The sequence below is a fragment of the Brevundimonas sp. A19_0 genome (assembly GCF_017744255.1).
Lineage (GTDB): Bacteria > Pseudomonadota > Alphaproteobacteria > Caulobacterales > Caulobacteraceae > Brevundimonas.
This window is the reverse complement of the sequence record NZ_JAGHQP010000003.1, coordinates 15,196-34,270: the sequence shown is the minus strand read 5'-3', so window position 1 is coordinate 34,270 and position 19,075 is coordinate 15,196. Positions and strand designations below refer to the sequence as shown.

Genomic DNA, 19,075 nt, shown 5'->3' with positions numbered 1-19,075 from the left:
CTCCGCCTACAGCGACTCGGCGTACCAGCGGCGGTATTCCGGCAGGAACGGGCAGGTCGGGTCCACCCGCGACAGGACTTCGGGCATGGCCGCCAGCGCCCTGGCATTGGGGGCATTGAGGAAGACGACAAGGCCCGAACGCGCCTTGCAGGCGCCATAGACCAGGGCGAGCTCCGACCAGTCCGCCCCGCCATGGCCGAGAACAATCTCGTTGCCATAGTCGAGCACGTTGAAGCCCAGCCCGTACCCCTGCCGGACAGGGCAGGTCAGCTCCGGATTGGCCGCACAGTCGAGGACGGCCTGATCGCCCTTGTCCGTCTGGACCCGGTTCCGGTCCGCCGTCACCGCCGGGCCATAGCCCGTGCTGTCCATCAGGCCGCGAAGGAACCGCGCATAATCCCGGACCGTGGTCACCATGTCGTCGGCCGCCGCCCAGCTGCCTTGCGGGCGGCATCCGCCCTCGTTCTCCACGCGGCACCACGGCTCATAGACCTGCCCCGCCGCGTCCCGGGAGCGGGCGATGGTCTCCATGCGCGTGCGATCCACGACAATCGCCGTATCGTCCATCCCGAGCGGGGAGAGCGTCGTCTCGCGCACCAGATCGGGGAAGGGCCGGCCCAGCTTCGCCGCCGCATAGCGGGCGACATACTGCATGCCCTCGCCGGAATAGGTGTAGGTCCGGCCGGGGTCGGCCACGAACGCCAGCCGCCCGCCCGGCAGGAAGAAGCGCCAGTTCGGCAGGCCGGTGGAATGGTTGAGCGCCATGCGGGGCGTCAGCAGGGCATGGCGGGGATCGTCGGCGATCTGCGGGTCCGTCCACCACGGCGCCATGGGCTCATCCAAATCGAGGCGCCCCTGCCCCACCAGTCTGAGCACGGTTTCGGCCGTGACCGTCTTGGTGACCGAGGCGACATTGAACCGGGTCTGCGGCCCGGCGGCGACGCCCGGCTGTTGCTCGCCGAAATAGTGCTCCCCGACCAGATCGCCGTTGCGGAGGACCCCGATCCCGGCCGTGACGATGGCGTGGCGCGACAGGCTGGCGTCGATCCCCGCTCGGACCTCTTCGGAAAGCGGCCCGCCCCCGGAGAGGCGCCCGCCCACACAGCCCCCCAGTGACAGGAGGGGCGCGGCGGTCAGGGTCTGCAGCAGGCGGCGGCGGTCCGTTGTCATCACAGGCTCCCGGCAGGGTTGGACCGACGCTAGGCGCCGCGCCGGGCCCCGCCCAGTTAATCTCCTGTCATGCAGCCGCCCGCTCGTCGGGATCGCTGTTTTTTAACGGGTTCGCGTGAAGGTAGGGGCCGTATCAGTCAGGATTGCCCCATGGCCTGTCATGCCTGCCGCAATGGTGCCGGGTTCGAGCGGCCCATCACCATGGCGTTCCAGCCCATCGTCGATGTGGCCACCCGCACGGTCTTCGCTCAGGAGGCGCTGGTGCGCGGCGCGGACGGCGCGGGCGCGGAGGCAGTGCTGGCGCAGGTGTCCGACACCAACCGCTATGGCTTTGACCAGCTGTGCCGCACCGCGGCCATCGAACAGGCCGCAGCCCTCGACCTGACCGCGGACGGGGCCAGCCTGTCGATCAACTTCCTTCCCAATGCCGTCTATGAGCCGAGGGCCTGTATCCGCCTGACGCTGGACGCCGCGATGCGGACCGGCCTGCCGACCCGCAGCATCATCTTCGAGTTCACCGAGAGCGAGGCGATCGACACCGATCACCTGCTGAACATCCTGCGGTCCTACCGGGCCATGGGGTTCCGCACCGCCATCGACGACTTTGGCGCCGGCTATGCCGGGCTGGGCCTGCTGACCCGGTTCCAGCCCGACATTGTCAAGCTGGACATGAATCTGGTGCGCAGCATCGACACCGACCCCGTCCGGCGGATCATCGTGCGCAACACCCTCGCCACCCTGACCGAGCTGGGCATCCAGCCGGTGTGCGAGGGCATTGAGACCCCCGGGGAATACGCCGCGCTGCGCGACCTGGGCGTCACCCTGATGCAGGGCTATCTGTTCGCCCGCCCCGCCGTCGGCCGCCTCGCCGAGGTCGTCTGGCCGGAAGAGGCGGTGGCCCCACCGGACGGGATGCGCGCGGCGGGGTGAGGGGTCTGGCGCGGTGTCGCCTGCTGGGAGGCTACTCGAGCAGAGACCGCTCGAGTTCGGCGCAACGAGCGTGCTCCGACAAGGCCGACTTCATTGTTTTCAAGATTCAAGGGCACAGAGGTACTCACCTCTGGTTGGTTGCAGACGATGCCAAGCGCCAGCAGACTCTCCGAATGGGCCTGCATGAAGAAGTTGCTCCCGAACTGGCAGCGTGGGTGGCGGACGTCGATCGCATCATGAAGCGCGACTGGTGCATCGGCACAGATGATGCGGGCTTGAGCGAGGAAGAGTTGACGCGGCACTGGCGTGACCGCGAAACGCCGGAGGCCTTCGTGGCGTGGTTCGCGGAGAAGTATGACCTGATCCGTTTCGACTGGCCTCACTATTCCAATCGATACTCGTAGGCCGTGGGATGCAATCGGTCGTCATCGACCTTCCATGGGCAGATCGCCCGAAGTTTCCCACCCGTAGCTGAACGGCCATCGGCGCTCAGTTCGATGCTGTGCACAATAAGCAGCGCATTTTTTGGGTGGCATGCCTTGTGAAGGGCCACCTCATTGCGGGTGACGAGAACACTTCCCGCTGAGCCCGTCGTGCCCTTCACTTCGATCACCCATTGCTCGCCATCGCGCGAGGCACGGAAATCACAACTGTCAGTGGAAGACACATCCTGATAGGCGAACATCTGCTCGGCAAGCCACGTTTCGGCGATCTTCATTGCCTGATGTTCAACTGCGATCCTGCCTGCGTGATCTAAGCCCCATCCTTGACCGCGACCAGCAAACTTAAAGGGGGCAGCGAGACCCTCAGAGACCTGCAAAACCTCGGTTACGGCGGGGCTGGACGCACCGGGCGTAAGGCCTGCATCCTGCGCCGCATAGAGCCGCGCCAACATAGTTGCAAACGCAACGATGTCGTCCAGTAGTACGTCGTCCTTGGGAATAGCAAAGCGAGGGTAGAACCTTGATAACAAGGTGGTCCGCTCATAGGCGGCAGCGAGCCTTTGGCTGCCCAGCTCCACGCCTCGTCGAACGTCCATCTCCGACGCGAAGTCGGCACCTACGACTGCAGAGGCCCACTCCATCAGGCGTTCGGCTTCTGCCCTACTCCGCGATTTGAAGTTGCCATCCTTCGGGATTGTCGAACCGTGGCTCAAACACAGAGACACACCGTCCCCATCTGGGTGGAACAGAAAGACGAGATACCAGCCGACGGTGGCGCTGGGGGACATATGCCTAGAGAAGATGCGTGTCCACGGCACGATGGCCTTTCGGCCAGCGCCGTCACTGCCTTGAACCGCGAGATCGGTCCCGTATTGGCCTAGGGCATTCTCGATGTTTGATGCGACGCGCGTGATTTCGCTGCAGAGTCGGTCTCGCACGAGCTTGCCCCTGAGACGCATCTCCGGCGTATCCGCCGAACTGTAGTGCCTCTGGAGATCCAGAATTCCCTGCAGCGTTTCCTGCAACCTCGCCCCTCCCGTCTCCGGCACACGAGATCGGTACAAATCGCATCGAATCACGAGGCAATTGCCTATCCACGATAGGCATTGACGTCAGGTGTACCAACTGAAGGTTAGCGCCCAGCGAAGCGAGTTGCGAGACTTGGATGGCGCTGGTTCCACCTCGGACCGTGGTCCGGTGCACGATTCATCGCTCTGCAAGCGCCAAGGATAATATTTAATTGAGCACGTCGATTCGGCTCTGCAGGGCTCTTTCACGCCCAATTTTGGCGCCAAGTCCGGCGACCGTCTGAGCGCCGTTAGACTAGGGACATGAAACGTTGTCCTGAGGCGCCCTCGACCCACTACCGCTTGTCCGAAGAGACTTGGGCAATGGTCATTGAGGACTATAAAAATGGTGCGACAGCCAAGGATGTCGCCGCCAAGTGGAAGACCTCTCCTGGAAGCGTCTACCGCCACGCCGCGCTCGCTTGCGGCGGAAAGAGGGCTGTAGGAGACGCTCGCTCTCGCGCCCACGCGCGAATGGTTGAGGAAGAAGTTAGCGCTTCGAATGGCCTGCACCCGGTTGGATCACGGGCACTAAAGAACTTGTTCTCGCCGACTAAGGTCGATGACCCCGAAGGTGGCAGCCCCGCCGCGCTGGCGCGGATGGCGACGGTGGCCTCGGGGCGGGCGATGCGCGGGCGGCTGTGGGCCGAGGCGCGGGCGCTGGCGGCGCTGGCCGAGACCTATCAGCGCCTGGCGGCGCGCGAGGGCGAGGGCGGTCTCGGGGGCGGGGGCGGACCCGGTCGGGCTGGAGCCGGGCTGACGCCCGGGACGGCGCCCCTGTCGCTGATCCTCGGAATTCTGGAGATGGACGGCGCGGCCCTGGGCGAGCGGTTTGCCGTGGACCCGGATGCGGGCGAGGCCCAGCCGGACTATGCGCTGAAGCGGGCCTATTGGCAGAGGCGGGCGGGACAGAACCAGTGGCTGGAGTCGGTGCATTTCCGGCGTCAGGCGCTGGAGCGGCGGGTGGAAGCGCTGGAGGCGGCGCTGGAGGCGGCGGGCCTGCCCCTGCCGGAGGAACATGCCGCGCGGCGGGCGGCGCGGCTGGCGCCGGACTGAGGGACGTTTATTTTCGTCAGATGCCCGTTGACCGGACAAAAAGCCTGCCTTAAGGGTCCGCGCCTTCCCGGACGATATGTCAGTGACGTGTCGGCCCGAGAGCCCAGGTGGCGGAATTGGTAGACGCGCTGGCTTCAGGTGCCAGTGATCGAAAGGTCGTGGAGGTTCGAGTCCTCTCCTGGGCACCAGTTCTTCGAAACGGCGCTGCATCCTGACGATGCGGCGCCGTTCGTTTATGGTCCATTCGCAAGTCAACGAGCGGGACGCATGACAGTACATCTGCACAGGGGCGATCTGCCCGACGGTCTGGACCTCGGCGCCGTGGTGGCGGTCGATTCCGAGACCATGGGCCTGCGCTATCGCCGCGATCCGCTGTGCGTGGTGCAGCTGTCGGCCGGGGACGGGGACGCCCATCTGGTCCAGCTGGACCGCGAGACCTATGACTGCCCGAACCTGAAGCGGCTGCTGGCCGACCCGCAGGTGCTCAAGATCTTCCACTTCGGACGGTTCGACATCGCCATGTTCCAGCTGTGGCTGGGGGTCGAGACGCGGCCCGTGTACTGCACCAAGATCGCCTCCAAGCTGGCGCGCACCTATACCGACCGGCACGGGCTGAAGGATGTGGTGCGCGAGCTGGCAGGCGTGGACCTGTCGAAGGCGCAGCAGAGCTCGGACTGGGGCGCGGAGACGCTCAGCCAGGCGCAACAGGACTATGCGGCCTCGGACGTCCTGTACCTGCATCAGGTGCGCGAGCGGCTGGACGCCATGCTGGCGCGCGAGGGCCGGACGGGGCTGGCGGCGCAACTGTTTGACTTCCTGCCCGTGCGGGCCCGGCTGGATCTGGACGGCTGGGAAGACACCGACATCTTCGCCCACAGCTGATGACCGACACGCCCCCGCCCGTGGATCCGACGTCGCCGACGGCCGAGAAGGCCCGGCACTGGCGCGCGCATTCGCGGCGGGTGATGCTGTTCCGGCGGGTGCTGCCGGTCGTGATCCTGCTGCTGGCCGGGGGCACGGTCGCCTGGATCGTGCTGCGCTCGGCCATTTCCGATGCCGAACGCCGGGCCGAGCAGCGCGGCGACGTGGCGCTGGACAATGCCCTCTACTACGGACAGGACGATCAGGGCCGCTCGTTCGTGATCGGCGCCAGGGGCGTGCTGCGGGTGCCCGAGACCGGCCACCTGCGTCTGGTCGGGCCGGTGCTGCGCCTCAATCTGGGCGGGGCCAGGGTCACGGAAATGACGGCGGACGGCGGCACCTATGACGAGGCCTCGCGCCGGGTGATCATCGGCCCGAATGTGCGGATTTCCGACGGCGGATCGGGCTTTGTCCTGACGACGCCCGAGGCCGTGGTCGATACGCGCACCGGCGTCGTGACCGGCGACAAGGGGGTGCAGGGCACCGGGCCGCTTGGCACCCTGACCGCTTCGTCCTATGTCATCCGCGACCAGGGCGAGAGCGTCGAGTTTCACGGCACTGGCGAAAACAAGGTGCGGGGCACCATCAATCCCGCAGCGTCCCGGAGATAAGGTCGACCATGGCCCGTTCCAGCAAGCTTCCCGCGACCGCAGCGGTCGCCCTCGCGCTCAGCCTTGCCCTGCCCGGCACCGGCGTGACGCAGGACCCGACCTCGGCGCCGGTCATGTATGGCGGCAACACCTTCAGCTACACGCCGAACGGCTTCTCGCTGGTGGGGGACGCCGAGATCATGCAGGGCGACAACCGCCTGCGCGCCGGCCGGATCGAGGCCTTCACCAACGCCAACTCCAACCTGACCCGCGTCGAGGCGACGGGCGAGGTGTTCTTCGTCACGCCGACCCAGACCCTGCGCGGCGACCGGGCGATCTATAATCTGGCCGAGGGCGAGATCGTCCTGACGGGTGATGTGATCGTCACCCAGGGCCGCAACGTCATGACCGGTAGCCGGCTGGTCTACAACGTCCGCACCGAGAGCGCCCGGATGGAGGGCGCCCCCACCCCGGCCGGCAACCGTGTGCAGGGGGTCTTCTATCCCAACGGCACCCCGGCCCAGGGCAACTGATCCCCGGTGGCGCGCAAGGAGCTTTCCGCGCTCAATCTGGATGAACGGCCCAGGGCGGCCGCGAAGCCGGCTGCGCCCGAGGCGCCCGCGCCGGACCGGGGGCTGAAGGCCCGCAATCTGGCCCGGTCGTTCGGCAAGCGTCAGGTGGTGCGCGACGTGTCCCTGACCGTGCAGCGCGGCGAGGTCGCGGGCCTGCTGGGACCGAACGGCGCCGGCAAGACCACCTGTTTCTACATGATCACCGGCCTGATCCCGGCCGATTCCGGCACCATCACCATCGACGGCGAGGACATCACCGGCCAGCCCATGTACCAGCGCGCCCGCATGGGTCTGGGCTATCTGGCGCAGGAGGCCTCGATCTTTCGCGGCATGACGGTAGAGGAGAACGTCCGCGCCGTGGTCGAACTGCACAAGACCGGCAAGACCGCGATCCGCGAGGAAACCGACCGCCTGCTGGAAGAGTTGAGCGTCAGCCATCTGAAGGATGCCCCCGCGGCGGCCCTGTCGGGCGGCGAGCGGCGCCGGGTCGAGATCGCCCGGGCGCTGGCGGGCGACCCGGCCTTCATGCTGCTGGATGAGCCCTTTGCCGGCATCGATCCGCTGGCCATCGCCGACATCCGCCAGGTGATCCGCTATCTGGCCGAGCGCGGCATCGGCGTGCTGATCACTGACCACAATGTCCGCGAGACACTGGATATCATCGACCGCGCCGCAATCATCTCGGCGGGCGAGGTGCTGTTCGAGGGCACAGCCGCCGAAATCGTCGCCAACCCCGACGTCCGCCGGGTCTATCTGGGTGACATGTACGGCTAGGGCGGCGACCGTCGGCCGCTTCAACCCCCGTTAACCGCTTCGCGTCAGTCTGTGCCAGCAAGTTTCGGGCCAGTGTCCCGTGACGGTGTTCGGCGGAGACGGGTTCGGTGCTGGGACAGAGACTGGAGGTCAGGCAGGGTCAGGGGCTGGTCATCACGCCCCAGCTGCAGCAGGCCATCAAGCTGTTGCAACTGTCGAACCAGGAGCTGGAGGCCTTTGTCGAGGCCGAGCTGGAACGCAATCCCCTGCTGAAGCGCGACGAAGAGGGCGACGGCCCCGGCGACTCTGCGGGCGACGGCCCGGCGGAGGCGGCGTCCGACCCCCATGCCGAACTGAGCTTTGACGACGCGCGCCCTGACGCGGCCGAACAGGCCATGGATACCCGCGCCGACGATGTCTATGACGCCAGCCCCGGCGAACGGGCCACCGACGGCGGCGACGCGGCGGGCGAGGCCCAGCCGGGCCTTTCGGACTGGTCCCGGACCGGCAAGGGCGGATCGGCCCCCGAGGGCGAGGGGCTGGAGGCGATGGACAGCCGCGAGGCGACCCTGTGGGAGCACCTGCAGGCCCAGCTGTCAGCGACGGCGCTGAACGCGGCCGATCGCGCCATCGGCCTGGCCCTGATCGATATGGTCGACGACCATGGCTATCTGCGCGGGGAACTGGCCGAGGTGGCCGAGCGGCTGGGCTGTGATGTGCCGCGGGTCGAGGCCGTGCTGGCCATCTGCCACGGGTTCGAGCCGACCGGCATCATGGCGCGCTCGGTGCCCGAATGCCTGAAGCTGCAGCTGATCGAGCGCAACCGCTTCGATCCGGCCATGGCCGCCCTGCTGGACAATCTGGAGCTGCTGGCGCGGCACAATCTGTCGGCCCTGCGCAGCGCCTGCGGCGTGGATGCCGAGGATCTGTCGGAGATGATCGCCGAGCTGAAGGCCCTGACGCCGCGGCCGGGCGCCGGCTTTGGCGGAGAACCGGCCCAGACCGTCATTCCCGACGTCATGGTGCGCCCCGATCCGGCCGGCGGATGGCGGGTCGAGCTGAACTCCGACACCCTGCCCCGGCTACTGGTCGACAAACGCTATCACGGGGTGGTGTCGGCGGGCGCCCGCTCGGACACCGAAAAGACCTTCGTCGCGGACTGTGCGGCCCAGGCCAACTGGCTGGTCAAATCGCTGGACCAGCGGGCCCGGACCATCCTCAAGGTCTCGTCGGAGATCGTGCGCCAGCAGGACGCCTTCTTTGCCTTCGGCGTCGAATTCCTGCGGCCGCTGAACCTCAAGACCGTGGCCGATGCGATCGGCATGCATGAGTCGACCGTCAGCCGCGTGACCTCGAACAAATACATGGCCACCCCGCGCGGCGTGTTCGAGCTGAAATTCTTCTTCACCTCGGCGATCCAGTCGGTCGACGGCCAGTCCAGCCACTCGGCCGAAGCCGTCCGTCACCGGATCAAGACGATGATCGACCACGAGGTGCGGGACGGCGACATTTTGTCCGACGACCGCATCGTCGAATTGCTTAACCAGGCGGGCATCGACATCGCCCGGCGTACGGTGGCGAAATATCGGGAAGCCCTGCGAATTCCGTCCTCTGTCGAGCGGAAGCGGCGGCTGAAGGCGGGTTAACCCTGCCCCTCTCGAAGACCACAAAAATGTGAAGTCCGTTGACACCGAACGGCTTCGGTCGCGTTCTGTGTCTTATGCAAGTCCAAGTCAGCGGTAAGCACGTGGATGTCGGCGAAGCGTTAGGCTCGCGCATCTCTCAGGAACTCAATGAGGGGGTCGGCAAATACTTTGAACGCGGCGGACAGGATGCCGAGGTCACGGTGTCCAAGGACGGCCCCGGGTTCAAGGTCGACTGCTGGGTCCGGCTGGCCTCGGGGCAGAGCCTCGTCACCACCGGCCACGGCATGGATGCCCACGGCGCCTTCTCGGATTCGCTCGACAAGCTGGAAAAGCGGGTCCGTCGCTACAAGCGCCGCCTGAAGGATCACCACTCGGGGCCCAAGGGTCTGTCGCCCGAGAAGCAGGAAATGGCCGCCGCCGAGGTGGCGCGCATGACCGTCTTCCGGAACCTCGACGATGCCGATGACGACATCTTTGCCGATGTCGGCAAGCCGGAGGGCGACGCGCCTGCCGGTCTGGTGATCGCCGAGACCGAGTCGGAACTTCGCACCCTGACCGTCGGTCAGGCCGTGCTGGAGTTGGACATGACGGGCTACCCCGTCGTGGTGTTCAAGAACGCGGCCCACGGCGGTGTGGCCGTGGTCTATCGCCGCCCCGATGGCAACATCGGCTGGGTCGATCCGGCCCGGACTTCACGGAATGGACACGGTTCGGTAAACGGATCGACGGTATAAGGCCCTTAAGAGGCCGCAAGTCGGGTGCAGAGGGCAGAGACCCTCCCACCCTCAGTTGCGTAGTTCGGGGACAAGAATGGAAATCGGAGATCTGGTCCGCCGGGACGGCATAGTCCTGCGCGGAAGCGTCTCGTCCAAACGCCAGGCCCTGCACGCCGTGGCAGAGGCGGCGGCCCATGTGCTGGGCCACGACGATTCATCGGTCCTGATGGACGCGCTGATGGAGCGCGAGGCGCTGGGCTCGACCGGGCTGGGCTCGGGCGTGGCCGTGCCGCATGCGCGCCTGCACGATATCGACCAGCTGTTTGCCGTTCTGGTGCGGCTGGAGACCCCGGTCGCCTTTGACGCGGTCGATGACCGGCCCGTGGACCTTCTGCTGGGCCTGTTCGCGCCCTCGAGCGATGGAGCCGGACACCTGCGCGCGCTGGCGGCTGCCTCGCGGGCCCTGCGCTCGCCGGAACTGCGCCAGCGCCTGCGTCAGGCCGACAGCGTCGACGCCATTCAGGCCTTGCTGGTGCGGCAGATCGAGTCGACCGCCGCCTGAGGGCGACAATCGTCCTTTAGTGAACCGAGACGGGCTCGAGCTCGTGGGCGACGGCGGCCGCAAAGGCGCTCTCGCGGTCGGCCAGTACGGCTAGACGTTCGCCGTCAGCGCTGTGCACCGCATAGAGGGTGCTGCGCGGATCGATCTGGATGGTCTGGTCGGCGTCGGACGCAGCCACCTCTGCCATCACCTCGGCCGCCGCAACCTCGCGCACATAGACGAGATCCGGCGCGCCCAGATCGGCAAAGGCCTGTTCCGTCATGTCGGTCGAAATGATCACGGGTCGTTTGGCTCCTGAACAGCAGGGATTACCGGGTCAACGTCTGACCCGGGCGGGTGGCTCCGGACGGTCCGGAGATTGACGACTATCAGCGGGTCGTGATGGGAATGCGGCGGGTCTCGGCGACCTGTTCCGGGCGGCGCAGATCGACGTGGAGAAGGCCGTGCTCCAGAGAGGCCTCATCCACCTCCAGCCCGTCGGCGAGCACGAAGGTCCTGAGGAAGCCCCGGGCGGCAATGCCCCGGTGCAGATAGGCGTTGTCGGCGCTCTGGCCCCCGCCTTCGCGCTTGCCGGAAATTGTCAGCTGTCGGCCTTCCAGGGTGATGGTCAGGTCGTCGGGCGAGAAACCGGCCACGGCCAGGGTGATGCGCACGGAGAACTCGCCGCGCTGCTCCACATTGTAGGGCGGATAGGCCTCGGAGGCCGCGCGCGCGGCCCGGTCGATCAAGCTGCGCGTATGGTCGAAGCCCAGCAGGAAGGGGCTGTCGAACAGAACGGTACGCGTGGTCATGTGGCCCTCCTGGAAGCGACCGGAACAGGGACCCCCGACATCGGCAGGCCCGCAGGCTCCTATCTGGGAGGGCGGCGCATCCCTTTCAAGACCGCACGCCGGCGGACACGTGCGGCGATCAGATCACCCAGGTGCGCGGATTGTCGATCGGCTGGCGGGACTTGAGCTTCCAGCTGCCCCAGGCCCCACGCACCAGCACCCAGGCGACCAGCAGGAACAGCACGAACACGCCGGCATTGACCACGATCAGGATCACGCCCAGCACCGCCACCACCGCCGCGGTCCACAGGGTGCGCACCTGGAAGATGTGGTGACTGGCCGCCAGCGCCTGGGTCGGCACATCGCGCACCATCACCGCCAGCAGACCGATCACGGCCGAGACGCCAAAGGTCGGGATGGCGAACAGGATCAGCGCATAGACGGTGTAGAGGCCCATCATGCCCTCGGGCTCAACCTCGGCCTCGACCGGCTCGCGACGCGGCGGCGGGGCGCTATGGGTCGGGGCCGCCAGCGGCGCGACCAGCGGGGCGTTCATCGGATCGTGGACGGGGTCCGGCTCGGGCTCGGGTTCAGGCGCAGGCTCAGACGCCGTGGCAGGCTCAGGCTCGACCTCAGGCTCGGGCTCCGGGGTGCGCGGATGGGCCGCCAGCGATTCGGGCGAGCAGAATCCGACCTCGGCATCCGGGTCGGCCTCGGGCCGGGGGGCGGGCTTGTCCTTGAACAGGTCGGGATCGCCGGGTTCGGCCATCGGGCTCCTCATGGTTCGCGGCGACAATGCCGGGGCGCGGCCCCCGGCGCAACCACTGTCAGCCGCGCGACAGCCGTATCTCGCAGCCCGCCTCGGCCGCATCGGCCAGACAGCCCGGCTTGCCCACGCGCACGCTAAGCGCCCGGACCAGCGGATCATCCATCAGGCGTGTGCCCAGACGCTGGGCGAAGGTCTCGACCAGGCCGACATGGCCCTCGGCCGCCAGTTCGCGGGCCAGCCGGGCCACGACCTCATAGTTCAGCGTATCGGCCAGCGCCTCGACCGGGCCGGGTGCCAGCTCCAGCGCCACATCCAGCACCAGGGTCTGCAGGCGACCCTGTTCATGGGCGTGCACACCAATGCCCGCCTCGACCCTCAGATCGCGCACGAAGACGGTCAGACCGTCGTGGCGCAGGCCCTCAGCCATGGATCAGTCCTCTTCGATATCGGGGGTGCGCCAGGCCAGATGCTGGCCCGAGTCGACGGCAATCATCTGGCCGGTCACGCCGGGCGCCCGCGCCAGCCACAGCACAGCGTCGGCGATCTCTTCCGGGCGGTTGGCGCGTTGCAGGGGCGTGCCCTCGACCTCGGCCCGGAAGTCGGCCTCGCTCTGGTGAACCGAGGCGAGCGTCGGCCCGGGGCCCACGCCGTTGGCCCGCACGCGCGGGGCCAGCGCCTGGGCCAGCGTGCGCGTCGCCCACCACAGGCCGGCGCGCGACAGGGCATAGGAGAAGAACCGCGGATCGGGCTTCTTCACCCGCTGGTCCAGCAGGTTGACGATCCAGCCGCCGCCGTCCGGCACCTGACCGGCCAGCGCCTCGGCCAGCACGACGGGGGCGCGCAGATTGGTTTCCAGATGCAGGTCCCACAGATCGCGCGACAGCGCACCCACGCGATCGTCCTGAAACGCCGAGGCATTGTTGACCAGACCCGTCAGCGGGCCCAGCGCGGCGCTCGCCTCGGGCACCAGCCGGCGGACCTGATCTTCCTTTGACAGGTCGGCGACGACCACGGCGGCGCGGCGGCCCATGGCGCGAACCTCGTCCGCCAGCGCCTCGGCCGCATCCTTGGACGTCCGGCAATGGATGGCGACGTCGTGGCCGGCGCCGGCCAGCGCCAGCACGATGGCGCGACCGATCCGTTTGGCCCCGCCGGTGACCAGAACCGCGCCAGTCATGTCAGACAGACCCGCGCGGGTCTCAGTCAATCCGGCCGAACTCGAAGACGTTGAGCGCGCCCAGAACGATGATGAAGCCGAAGATGATCGCCAGAGCGGTCATGGGAAATCTCCTGTCGGAAAGCTGGCTCCGGCCTTAAAGCGCGCCCGGCCTCTGTTCAAGGGGCGCGGGGCGGGCCATCAAGCCGCATGACCTCCTCCCCGCCCCGCAGCTGGCGCGAACGCATCGAGCCCTTCACCCGCCCGGCCTTCCAGATGCTGGCCCGGATGACGCGCGGCATGACGCTGGGGGTGCGCGGTCTGGCGGTCGACGGTGACGGGCGCATCCTGTTGCTGCGGCACACCTATCTGCCCGACTGGTGGCTGCCCGGCGGCGGGGTCGACCGTGGCGAGAGCCTGCACGAGGCCCTCGCCCGCGAGATGCGTGAGGAGACCGGACTGGTCCTGACCGGCCCGGCCACCCTGCTGTCGATCCATTCGAACGAGGCCCATTTCCGGGGTGATCACGTCGCCGTCTATCTGGTCCGCGACTTCACCACCGGCCCCGCCAGCCAGCACGGCGAGATCGCCGAGACCGGCTGGTTCGCCCCCGACGCCCTGCCCGCCAACCTCAGCCGCGGCACCCGCGCCCGCCTGACGGAGTATCTGGACAGGGTGCCGGCCGATCTGCGGTGGTGAGGACGGTCCGGGGGCGGACAACCCTTGAAGTCAGGGGGGTAGCCCATACCCGTTCAGCTTGCAGGCCCGGTGTCCCGATGCTCTACTTCGGGCAGCATAGGGGCAGTGGACATGCAGGATTGGATATTCGACGCGGGATATGAGCCGGCGCATCATGATGCTTTCGCCGCACCGCCCTCGGGGAATGACCTCGGCCTGTCTGTCCTGTGAGTGAGCTTCAGGCCCCCACCCGGCTTGAGATTGAAGATGCCCTGACGCTGCCGGCGGCGCCCGGTGCCCAGTCCCCTGCCCCCCGGGCGCTGGACTGGATCGCCGCCTTCAAGGCCGGTGCCGCCAAGGACACCTATATGCCCCAGTTCGGTGCCGGTGACCCGGGGAGCGGTGACGATGGCGGGTCGACAGACCTCGGTGACATCATCGTTGTTGGCGACCCTGACTATGACGACCCCTACGATGACTGGTGGGAGACCGGCGGCTCTCCGGGTGGCGAAGGGCCCGACCCCGGCACGGGTAGCGGGACGGGTGGCAGCGGCGATGGCGGAGAACCAGTTGATCCGGATTGTGGAGGGGCCGCAGATGGCCCCACTCCCGATGGCGTGGACTTGGGAGACCTCCGCGATGAAGCCAGACGCATTGCTGCTGAGATCGCGGACAGGGAAAGCAGTTGGGAGTGGGGAGCCCTAATATATATTCTCGATGGACAAATATATTCTACAGAAATCATCACCCAACAGCACGATGACAGTGTTGGCTTTCCCTATGGCTCGTCGAGCTTTTTGCCGAACGGCGCGCATATTGTCGGGTGGTTGCACTCACACCCCTATGATCGGAATGGTCCCGATCAGGGCCGTATGAGTGGAGATGACGCAGGCGCATACGAAACCATGACCGCGAACGCAAACGACCGGTACACCGTCGATACAAACCTAATGACGTACGTCCTCGACAACGAAACGGGAAAACTGACGGAGTTCGACGAAGGGGATCGTGAAGGCGCGCGTGGGGTCGATGCTACGGCTTGCGGCGGCTAGCTATGGCTCTGGTCGCAAATCTCGGTTTGGGATTGCTTATGGCGATTACCCTTCAGGATCCCATTGTGCCCACGAGCGGGCGTGACCGGGGCGCCACTGAGCAGGTGGTCGCCACAACAGGCACCTGTGGTGACACCCCTGTCAGCGTAGCGATCAAGGACAGCACCGGAGACATCTGGGTGAGCTACGGGACGCATGGACGCTGGGTGACACCGGACGTCTTCGCGCTGAACACGGGGGATCGGGGGCGCTACGTCGCACGCACCTTTGTGATGTGCAGGTTTGGTGAGGACGGCCTGGCTGTGCACTTGCTGTTCGCCGATGCCCGTTCGGGAGAACTAATCTGGACTCAAGGTTCGTTCGAGGTCGGTGCGGACCTCACCGTCACCGATGTGCGCCGGCCCGAACCGCGAACCGAGCAGGAAGTGGCGAATAGCTTCTACTGATAGTTCCGTGCGGCTGTGGCCGCGCCGGGAGGCCTTCCGCTTGTCCTCACCGTTCCCATTCGCCCCCGCCGGTGCTAGCCAGCGCGGATGAATCCTGCACTGCTTGCCATGCTGGCCGTCGTTCTGGCGGGAGGGGCTACTGCCCTTCAGGCCCCGACCAATGCGCGGCTGGCCGAGGCCGTGGCCTCGCCGGTCAATGCGGCCTTCATCTCGTTTGCCGTCGGCACCATGGCGCTGGGCCTGGTGGCCATGGTGCTGCAGACGCGGCCGGACATGGTGGCGACGCGGGCCCTGCCCTGGTGGGTGTGGATCGGCGGGCTGTACGGCTCGGTGTTCGTGGTCGCGGCCGCCTGGGCCGTGCCGCGGCTGGGGGTGGCGGTGACCATCACCCTGATGGTGGCCGGCCAGCTGATCATCAGCCTGGTGCTGGATCATTTCGGCGCGCTCGGCGTGCCGAAGCAGCCGATGAACCTGATGCGGGTGGCCGGTATCCTGATGGTGATCGGCGGCGTGGTTCTGGTCCGCAGGGGCTAAGCAAGAACGGGGGCTAACCCTATATTGGGGCGGATGACCGCCCTGCCCCCTGATTCCTCGACGGAAAAGCCGCCGCTGATCGGTGCGGACCTGATCCGCGACGAGGCCCGGCGCGCGCCCGACAAGCCGGGCGTCTATCGCATGTATGGCGAGGACGGGTCGTGCCTCTACGTCGGCAAGGCCAAGTCGCTGAAGAAGCGCGTCCTGCAATATGCGCAGGGGCGGGTGCACAGCCAGCGCACGGCCCTGATGGTCAACCAGACCCGGTCGATGGAGCTGGTGCTGACAGCCTCGGAGACCGAGGCCCTGCTGCTGGAGGCGACCTACATCAAGTCGCTGAAGCCGCGCTACAATGTGCTGCTGCGCGACGACAAGAGCTTCTCCCAGCTGATGATCCGGCGCGACCACCCGGCGCCCCAGATCCGCAAGCACCGGGGCGGACGCACCATCAAGGGTGACTATTACGGGCCCTTCGCCTCGACCTGGGCGGTGAACCGCACCCTGACCACATTGCAGAAGGCCTTCCTGCTGCGATCCTGCTCGGACAGCGTCTATGAGGGGCGCACCCGGCCCTGCATGCTGCACCAGATCAAGCGCTGTTCGGCGCCGTGCACCGGCCTGATCTCTCTGGAAGACTACAACCGGCTGGTGGGCGAGGCGGCGGCCTTTCTGAACGGCAAGTCGGATGCCGTGGTCGGGCGGCTGTCGCGTGACATGCAGGCGGCGTCCGAGGCCATGGACTATGAGCGGGCGGCCCGGCTGCGCGACCGCATCCGGGCGCTCTCGGCCATCTCGATGGAATATTCGCGGCTGGCCGGCGGCGTGTCCGAGGCCGATGTATTCGCCCTGCACACCGACGCGGGGCAGGCCTGTGTGCAGGTGTTCTTCTATCGCGCGGGCCAGAACTGGGGCGGGCGGGCCTATTTCCCGCGCATCGACGCCAGCGACAGCGACACCGAAATCCTGTCGGCCTTCCTCGCCCAATTCTATGAGGACAAGCCGGTCCCGCGCCTGATCCTGACCAATCAGCGCCCGCTGGAGCTGGAACTGCTGCAGGAGGCCTTCAGCCTCAAGGTGGGGCACAGGGTCGAGATCGCCATCCCCAAGCGCGGCGACAAGCTGACCCTGGTCGAGCACGCGACCACCAATGCGCGCGAGGCGCTGGGCCGGCGACTGGCCGAGACCTCGGCCCAGGGCAAGATCCTGGACGAGGTCACCGAGGCCTTTGGCCTCGAGGCCCGGCCCGAGCGCATCGAGGTCTATGACAATGCCCACATCTCGGGCTCGAACGCGGTCGGCGGCATGATCGTGGCCGGCCCTGAGGGCTACCGGAAAAACCAGTACCGCAAGTTCAACATCCGCAGCGAAGAACTGAGCCCCGGCGACGACTACGGCATGATGCGCGAGGTGCTGGGCCGACGCTTTGCCCGTCTGGTCAAGGACGAGGAGGCCGGTCAGGCCCCCGAGCGGCCCGACCTGATCCTGATCGACGGCGGCGCGGGCCAGCTGGCCGAGGCCGTGCGCGTGATGGAAGAACTGGAAATCGACGATGTGGCCGTGGTCGGCGTGGCCAAGGGCCCCGACCGCGATGCCGGGCGCGAGCGCTTCTTCATGCCCGGCAAGCCGCCCTTCATGCTGCCGCAGAAGTCACCCGCCCTCTACTATCTGCAGAGGCTACGGGACGAGGCCCACCGCTTTGCCAACGGGGCCCATGCGACGCGCCGGTCGATGGACATCAAGAAGAACCCGCTGGACCAGATCGAGGGTATCGGCCCGGGTCGGAAGAAGGCCCTGCTGCACGCCTTCGGCTCGGCCAAGGGCGTCTCGCGCGCCGCCGTGGTCGACCTGGTCAAGGTTGACGGCATCAGCCAGGCCACCGCCGAACGCATCCACGCCTTCTTCCAGAAAAGCTGACGCCTACCACTCCAGCAGGGAGAGGCCGGGGATGTCGCGGAAGTCGACGGGGTTGAGCGTGGCCAGGGTTGCACCCGCGACGATGGCCTGGGCGGCGATCATCCGGTCCAGAACCTTGCGACGGGAGAAGCCCGTGTCGGTCAAAATGCGTCCATAGGCGACCGCTTCAGCCTCCGTGAACTCGATCACGGGAATCGTTTCGAGAAGCGTCGCCAAACGCTCCCTCCTCAAATCTGCATCCCGTCCGAAAAGCCCGGCTTCGAGTTCCACCAGGGTCACGACCGAAAAACAGGCCGGGCTCGCTGCCGCACGGAGCTGGCGGATCACCGATGCGTCACCATCCCGGAGGGCAATAGCGACGCTGGTATCCAGCATCAGCACCTAGATAAGACCCTTCCGAAGGGGTGCGATGAACCCCGGCCGCTTCTGGACTGTGGTGGGTTTGGGCAAGGCGTCCAGCTTGTCGAGCATCTCCTCCATAGAGGGGCGCCTGGGCCGCATGGTGACCACGTCGCCCTTGCGTTCGATCTCGACCTCGACCCCCGGGCCGAAGGTGATTTCCTTGGGCAGGCGCACAGCGTCGCTGTTGCCGCTTCTGAATATCTTGCTGACCACGCCCATGGGTCGCTCCTCTATGTATATACGCATATACACCGTTTTCGAACGCGGCCCAAACGGCTAGAACCTTCCCATGACCGATCTTTCGACCGATCCGCTGATTCAGGGCTATCGCCGTTTTCGCGCACACCAGTGGCCCGAGGCCCGGCAAGCCTATGAACGGCTGGCCTCCGTGGGCCAGACGCCGCACACCCTGTTCCTGGCCTGCTCGGACAGCCGGGCCGACCCGGCCCTGATCTTCGACGCGGCCCCGGGCGATCTGTTCGTGGTGCGCAACGTCGCCAATCTGGTGCCGCCCTACCAGCCCGACGGCGGCCTGCACGGCGTGTCCTCGGCGCTGGAGTTCGGGGTCAAGGCGCTCAAGGTCTCGCGCATCGTGGTCATGGGTCACGCCCTGTGCGGCGGGGTGCAGGCCATGCGCTCGGAAAGCGGCGCCGCCGGTCTGGACTTTGTCGAGGCCTGGGTCGACCAGGGCCGGCCCACCGTGAAGCGCGCCCTCCAGAGCTGTGGCCACGACCACAATGAGGTGCAGGTCAGCGAGGAGGCGATCGTCAAGCTGTCGCTGGAGAATCTGCGCACCTTCCCGTGGATTGCCGAGCGCGAGGCGGCGGGTGAGCTGACCCTGACGGGTCTGCATTTCGGGATCGCCGACGGCGCCCTGCGCGTTCTGGGTCCGGACGGGGAATTCCACCCCGTCTAGACCGCTCGCCAG

25 protein-coding genes and 1 tRNA gene are annotated in these 19,075 nt (G+C 66.9%); 17 read left to right on the top strand and 9 right to left on the bottom strand.

Annotated features, from left to right (window positions below; genetic code table 11):
• Nucleotides 1–6 precede the first annotated feature (6 nt).
• Nucleotides 7–1,170: a serine hydrolase domain-containing protein gene (locus J7346_RS04355; RefSeq protein WP_209118154.1), complete on the bottom strand. Its 1,164-nt coding sequence runs from the start codon at nucleotides 1,168–1,170 to the stop codon at nucleotides 7–9.
• A 150-nt stretch (nucleotides 1,171–1,320) separates the two neighbouring features.
• Here J7346_RS04355 and J7346_RS04350 point away from each other — a divergent pair, with 150 nt between their 5' ends.
• Together J7346_RS04350 and J7346_RS04345 are read left to right on the top strand one after the other, a co-directional pair.
• Nucleotides 1,321–2,100 (top strand): EAL domain-containing protein, encoded by a 780-nt coding sequence (locus J7346_RS04350; protein WP_209118152.1) that lies wholly within the window; start codon nucleotides 1,321–1,323, stop codon nucleotides 2,098–2,100.
• A 173-nt stretch (nucleotides 2,101–2,273) separates the two neighbouring features.
• On the top strand, nucleotides 2,274–2,504 hold the full coding sequence (locus J7346_RS04345; protein ID WP_209118150.1) for a hypothetical protein: 231 nt from the start codon (nucleotides 2,274–2,276) through the stop codon (nucleotides 2,502–2,504).
• On the opposite strand, the gene J7346_RS04340 is transcribed toward J7346_RS04345, so the two are convergent.
• The gene (locus J7346_RS04340) at nucleotides 2,483–3,568 is read right to left on the bottom strand and encodes a DUF3578 domain-containing protein (RefSeq protein WP_209118148.1); all 1,086 of its coding nucleotides are present in this window, start codon (nucleotides 3,566–3,568) and stop codon (nucleotides 2,483–2,485) included. The two genes, J7346_RS04345 and J7346_RS04340, sit on opposite strands and share 22 nt — an antisense overlap.
• Nucleotides 3,569–4,150: 582 nt before the next feature.
• Here J7346_RS04340 and J7346_RS04335 point away from each other — a divergent pair.
• The 9 genes from J7346_RS04335 to J7346_RS04295 all read left to right on the top strand — a co-directional run bounded on the left by J7346_RS04335 (nucleotide 4,151) and on the right by J7346_RS04295 (nucleotide 10,426).
• Nucleotides 4,151–4,666, top strand: coding sequence for a hypothetical protein (locus J7346_RS04335; protein WP_209118146.1), 516 nt, complete (start codon nucleotides 4,151–4,153; stop codon nucleotides 4,664–4,666).
• Nucleotides 4,667–4,767: 101 nt separating this feature from the next.
• Nucleotides 4,768–4,854 (top strand) — tRNA-Leu (locus J7346_RS04330).
• A 79-nt stretch (nucleotides 4,855–4,933) separates the two neighbouring features.
• Entirely contained in the window at nucleotides 4,934–5,548 is a 615-nt protein-coding gene (locus J7346_RS04325) for a ribonuclease D (RefSeq protein WP_209118144.1), read from the top strand.
• Nucleotides 5,548–6,198 (top strand): LPS export ABC transporter periplasmic protein LptC, encoded by a 651-nt coding sequence (gene lptC, locus J7346_RS04320; RefSeq protein WP_209118142.1) that lies wholly within the window; start codon nucleotides 5,548–5,550, stop codon nucleotides 6,196–6,198. Before J7346_RS04325 ends, lptC begins: the two co-directional genes overlap by 1 nt.
• 8 nt (nucleotides 6,199–6,206) lie before the next feature.
• Nucleotides 6,207–6,710, top strand: a complete 504-nt coding sequence (locus J7346_RS04315) for an LptA/OstA family protein (RefSeq protein WP_209118140.1) — start codon at nucleotides 6,207–6,209, stop codon at nucleotides 6,708–6,710.
• A 6-nt stretch (nucleotides 6,711–6,716) separates the two neighbouring features.
• Nucleotides 6,717–7,523 (top strand): LPS export ABC transporter ATP-binding protein, encoded by an 807-nt coding sequence (gene lptB / locus J7346_RS04310; RefSeq protein WP_209118138.1) that lies wholly within the window; start codon nucleotides 6,717–6,719, stop codon nucleotides 7,521–7,523.
• A gap of 107 nt (nucleotides 7,524–7,630) precedes the next feature.
• Nucleotides 7,631–9,148: an RNA polymerase factor sigma-54 gene (rpoN, locus tag J7346_RS04305; protein ID WP_209118136.1), complete on the top strand. Its 1,518-nt coding sequence runs from the start codon at nucleotides 7,631–7,633 to the stop codon at nucleotides 9,146–9,148.
• A 74-nt stretch (nucleotides 9,149–9,222) separates the two neighbouring features.
• Nucleotides 9,223–9,882 (top strand): ribosome-associated translation inhibitor RaiA, encoded by a 660-nt coding sequence (gene raiA / locus J7346_RS04300; RefSeq protein ID WP_209118134.1) that lies wholly within the window; start codon nucleotides 9,223–9,225, stop codon nucleotides 9,880–9,882.
• Between the two features lie 76 nt (nucleotides 9,883–9,958).
• On the top strand, nucleotides 9,959–10,426 hold the full coding sequence (locus J7346_RS04295; protein ID WP_209118132.1) for a PTS sugar transporter subunit IIA: 468 nt from the start codon (nucleotides 9,959–9,961) through the stop codon (nucleotides 10,424–10,426).
• A 16-nt stretch (nucleotides 10,427–10,442) separates the two neighbouring features.
• Here J7346_RS04295 and J7346_RS04290 read toward each other — a convergent pair whose 3' ends face one another.
• The 5 genes from J7346_RS04290 to J7346_RS04270 all read right to left on the bottom strand — a co-directional run bounded on the left by J7346_RS04290 (nucleotide 10,443) and on the right by J7346_RS04270 (nucleotide 13,142).
• Nucleotides 10,443–10,688, bottom strand: a complete 246-nt coding sequence (locus J7346_RS04290; protein WP_209118592.1) for a DUF1150 family protein — start codon at nucleotides 10,686–10,688, stop codon at nucleotides 10,443–10,445.
• Between the two features lie 106 nt (nucleotides 10,689–10,794).
• Complete coding sequence (locus tag J7346_RS04285; protein WP_209118131.1) at nucleotides 10,795–11,217, bottom strand: Hsp20 family protein; 423 nt, start codon at nucleotides 11,215–11,217, stop codon at nucleotides 10,795–10,797.
• Nucleotides 11,218–11,335: 118 nt separating this feature from the next.
• Entirely contained in the window at nucleotides 11,336–11,965 is a 630-nt protein-coding gene (locus J7346_RS04280; protein WP_209118129.1) for a hypothetical protein, read from the bottom strand.
• A gap of 58 nt (nucleotides 11,966–12,023) precedes the next feature.
• A complete protein-coding gene (locus J7346_RS04275; protein ID WP_209118127.1) occupies nucleotides 12,024–12,392 on the bottom strand; it encodes a dihydroneopterin aldolase in 369 nt (122 codons plus the stop codon).
• Between the two features lie 3 nt (nucleotides 12,393–12,395).
• The gene (locus J7346_RS04270) at nucleotides 12,396–13,142 is read right to left on the bottom strand and encodes an SDR family oxidoreductase (RefSeq protein WP_209118125.1); all 747 of its coding nucleotides are present in this window, start codon (nucleotides 13,140–13,142) and stop codon (nucleotides 12,396–12,398) included.
• 189 nt (nucleotides 13,143–13,331) lie between these two features.
• On the opposite strand from J7346_RS04270, the gene J7346_RS04265 reads away from it, so the two are divergent.
• From J7346_RS04265 to uvrC, 5 genes are all read left to right on the top strand, one after another.
• Complete coding sequence (locus J7346_RS04265) at nucleotides 13,332–13,820, top strand: NUDIX domain-containing protein (RefSeq protein WP_209118123.1); 489 nt, start codon at nucleotides 13,332–13,334, stop codon at nucleotides 13,818–13,820.
• A gap of 206 nt (nucleotides 13,821–14,026) precedes the next feature.
• The gene (locus J7346_RS04260) at nucleotides 14,027–14,851 is read left to right on the top strand and encodes a hypothetical protein (RefSeq protein WP_209118121.1); all 825 of its coding nucleotides are present in this window, start codon (nucleotides 14,027–14,029) and stop codon (nucleotides 14,849–14,851) included.
• Between the two features lie 2 nt (nucleotides 14,852–14,853).
• Nucleotides 14,854–15,297, top strand: a complete 444-nt coding sequence (locus tag J7346_RS04255) for a hypothetical protein (protein WP_209118119.1) — start codon at nucleotides 14,854–14,856, stop codon at nucleotides 15,295–15,297.
• An 87-nt stretch (nucleotides 15,298–15,384) separates the two neighbouring features.
• Nucleotides 15,385–15,831 carry a DMT family transporter gene (locus J7346_RS04250; RefSeq protein ID WP_209118117.1) on the top strand — a complete coding sequence of 149 codons (447 nt, stop codon included), beginning with the start codon at nucleotides 15,385–15,387 and terminating at the stop codon, nucleotides 15,829–15,831.
• Nucleotides 15,832–15,864: 33 nt separating this feature from the next.
• Nucleotides 15,865–17,745 (top strand): excinuclease ABC subunit UvrC, encoded by a 1,881-nt coding sequence (uvrC, locus tag J7346_RS04245; RefSeq protein ID WP_209118115.1) that lies wholly within the window; start codon nucleotides 15,865–15,867, stop codon nucleotides 17,743–17,745.
• 3 nt (nucleotides 17,746–17,748) lie between these two features.
• Here the strand turns inward: uvrC and J7346_RS04240 are convergent, their stop codons facing one another.
• Nucleotides 17,749–18,120, bottom strand: a complete 372-nt coding sequence (locus J7346_RS04240; RefSeq protein WP_209118113.1) for a PIN domain-containing protein — start codon at nucleotides 18,118–18,120, stop codon at nucleotides 17,749–17,751.
• A 6-nt stretch (nucleotides 18,121–18,126) separates the two neighbouring features.
• Entirely contained in the window at nucleotides 18,127–18,366 is a 240-nt protein-coding gene (locus tag J7346_RS04235; RefSeq protein ID WP_209118111.1) for an AbrB/MazE/SpoVT family DNA-binding domain-containing protein, read from the bottom strand.
• A gap of 70 nt (nucleotides 18,367–18,436) precedes the next feature.
• On the opposite strand from J7346_RS04235, the gene J7346_RS04230 reads away from it, so the two are divergent.
• Complete coding sequence (locus J7346_RS04230; RefSeq protein WP_209118109.1) at nucleotides 18,437–19,063, top strand: carbonic anhydrase; 627 nt, start codon at nucleotides 18,437–18,439, stop codon at nucleotides 19,061–19,063.
• The last annotated feature ends 12 nt before the right edge of the window (nucleotides 19,064–19,075 follow it).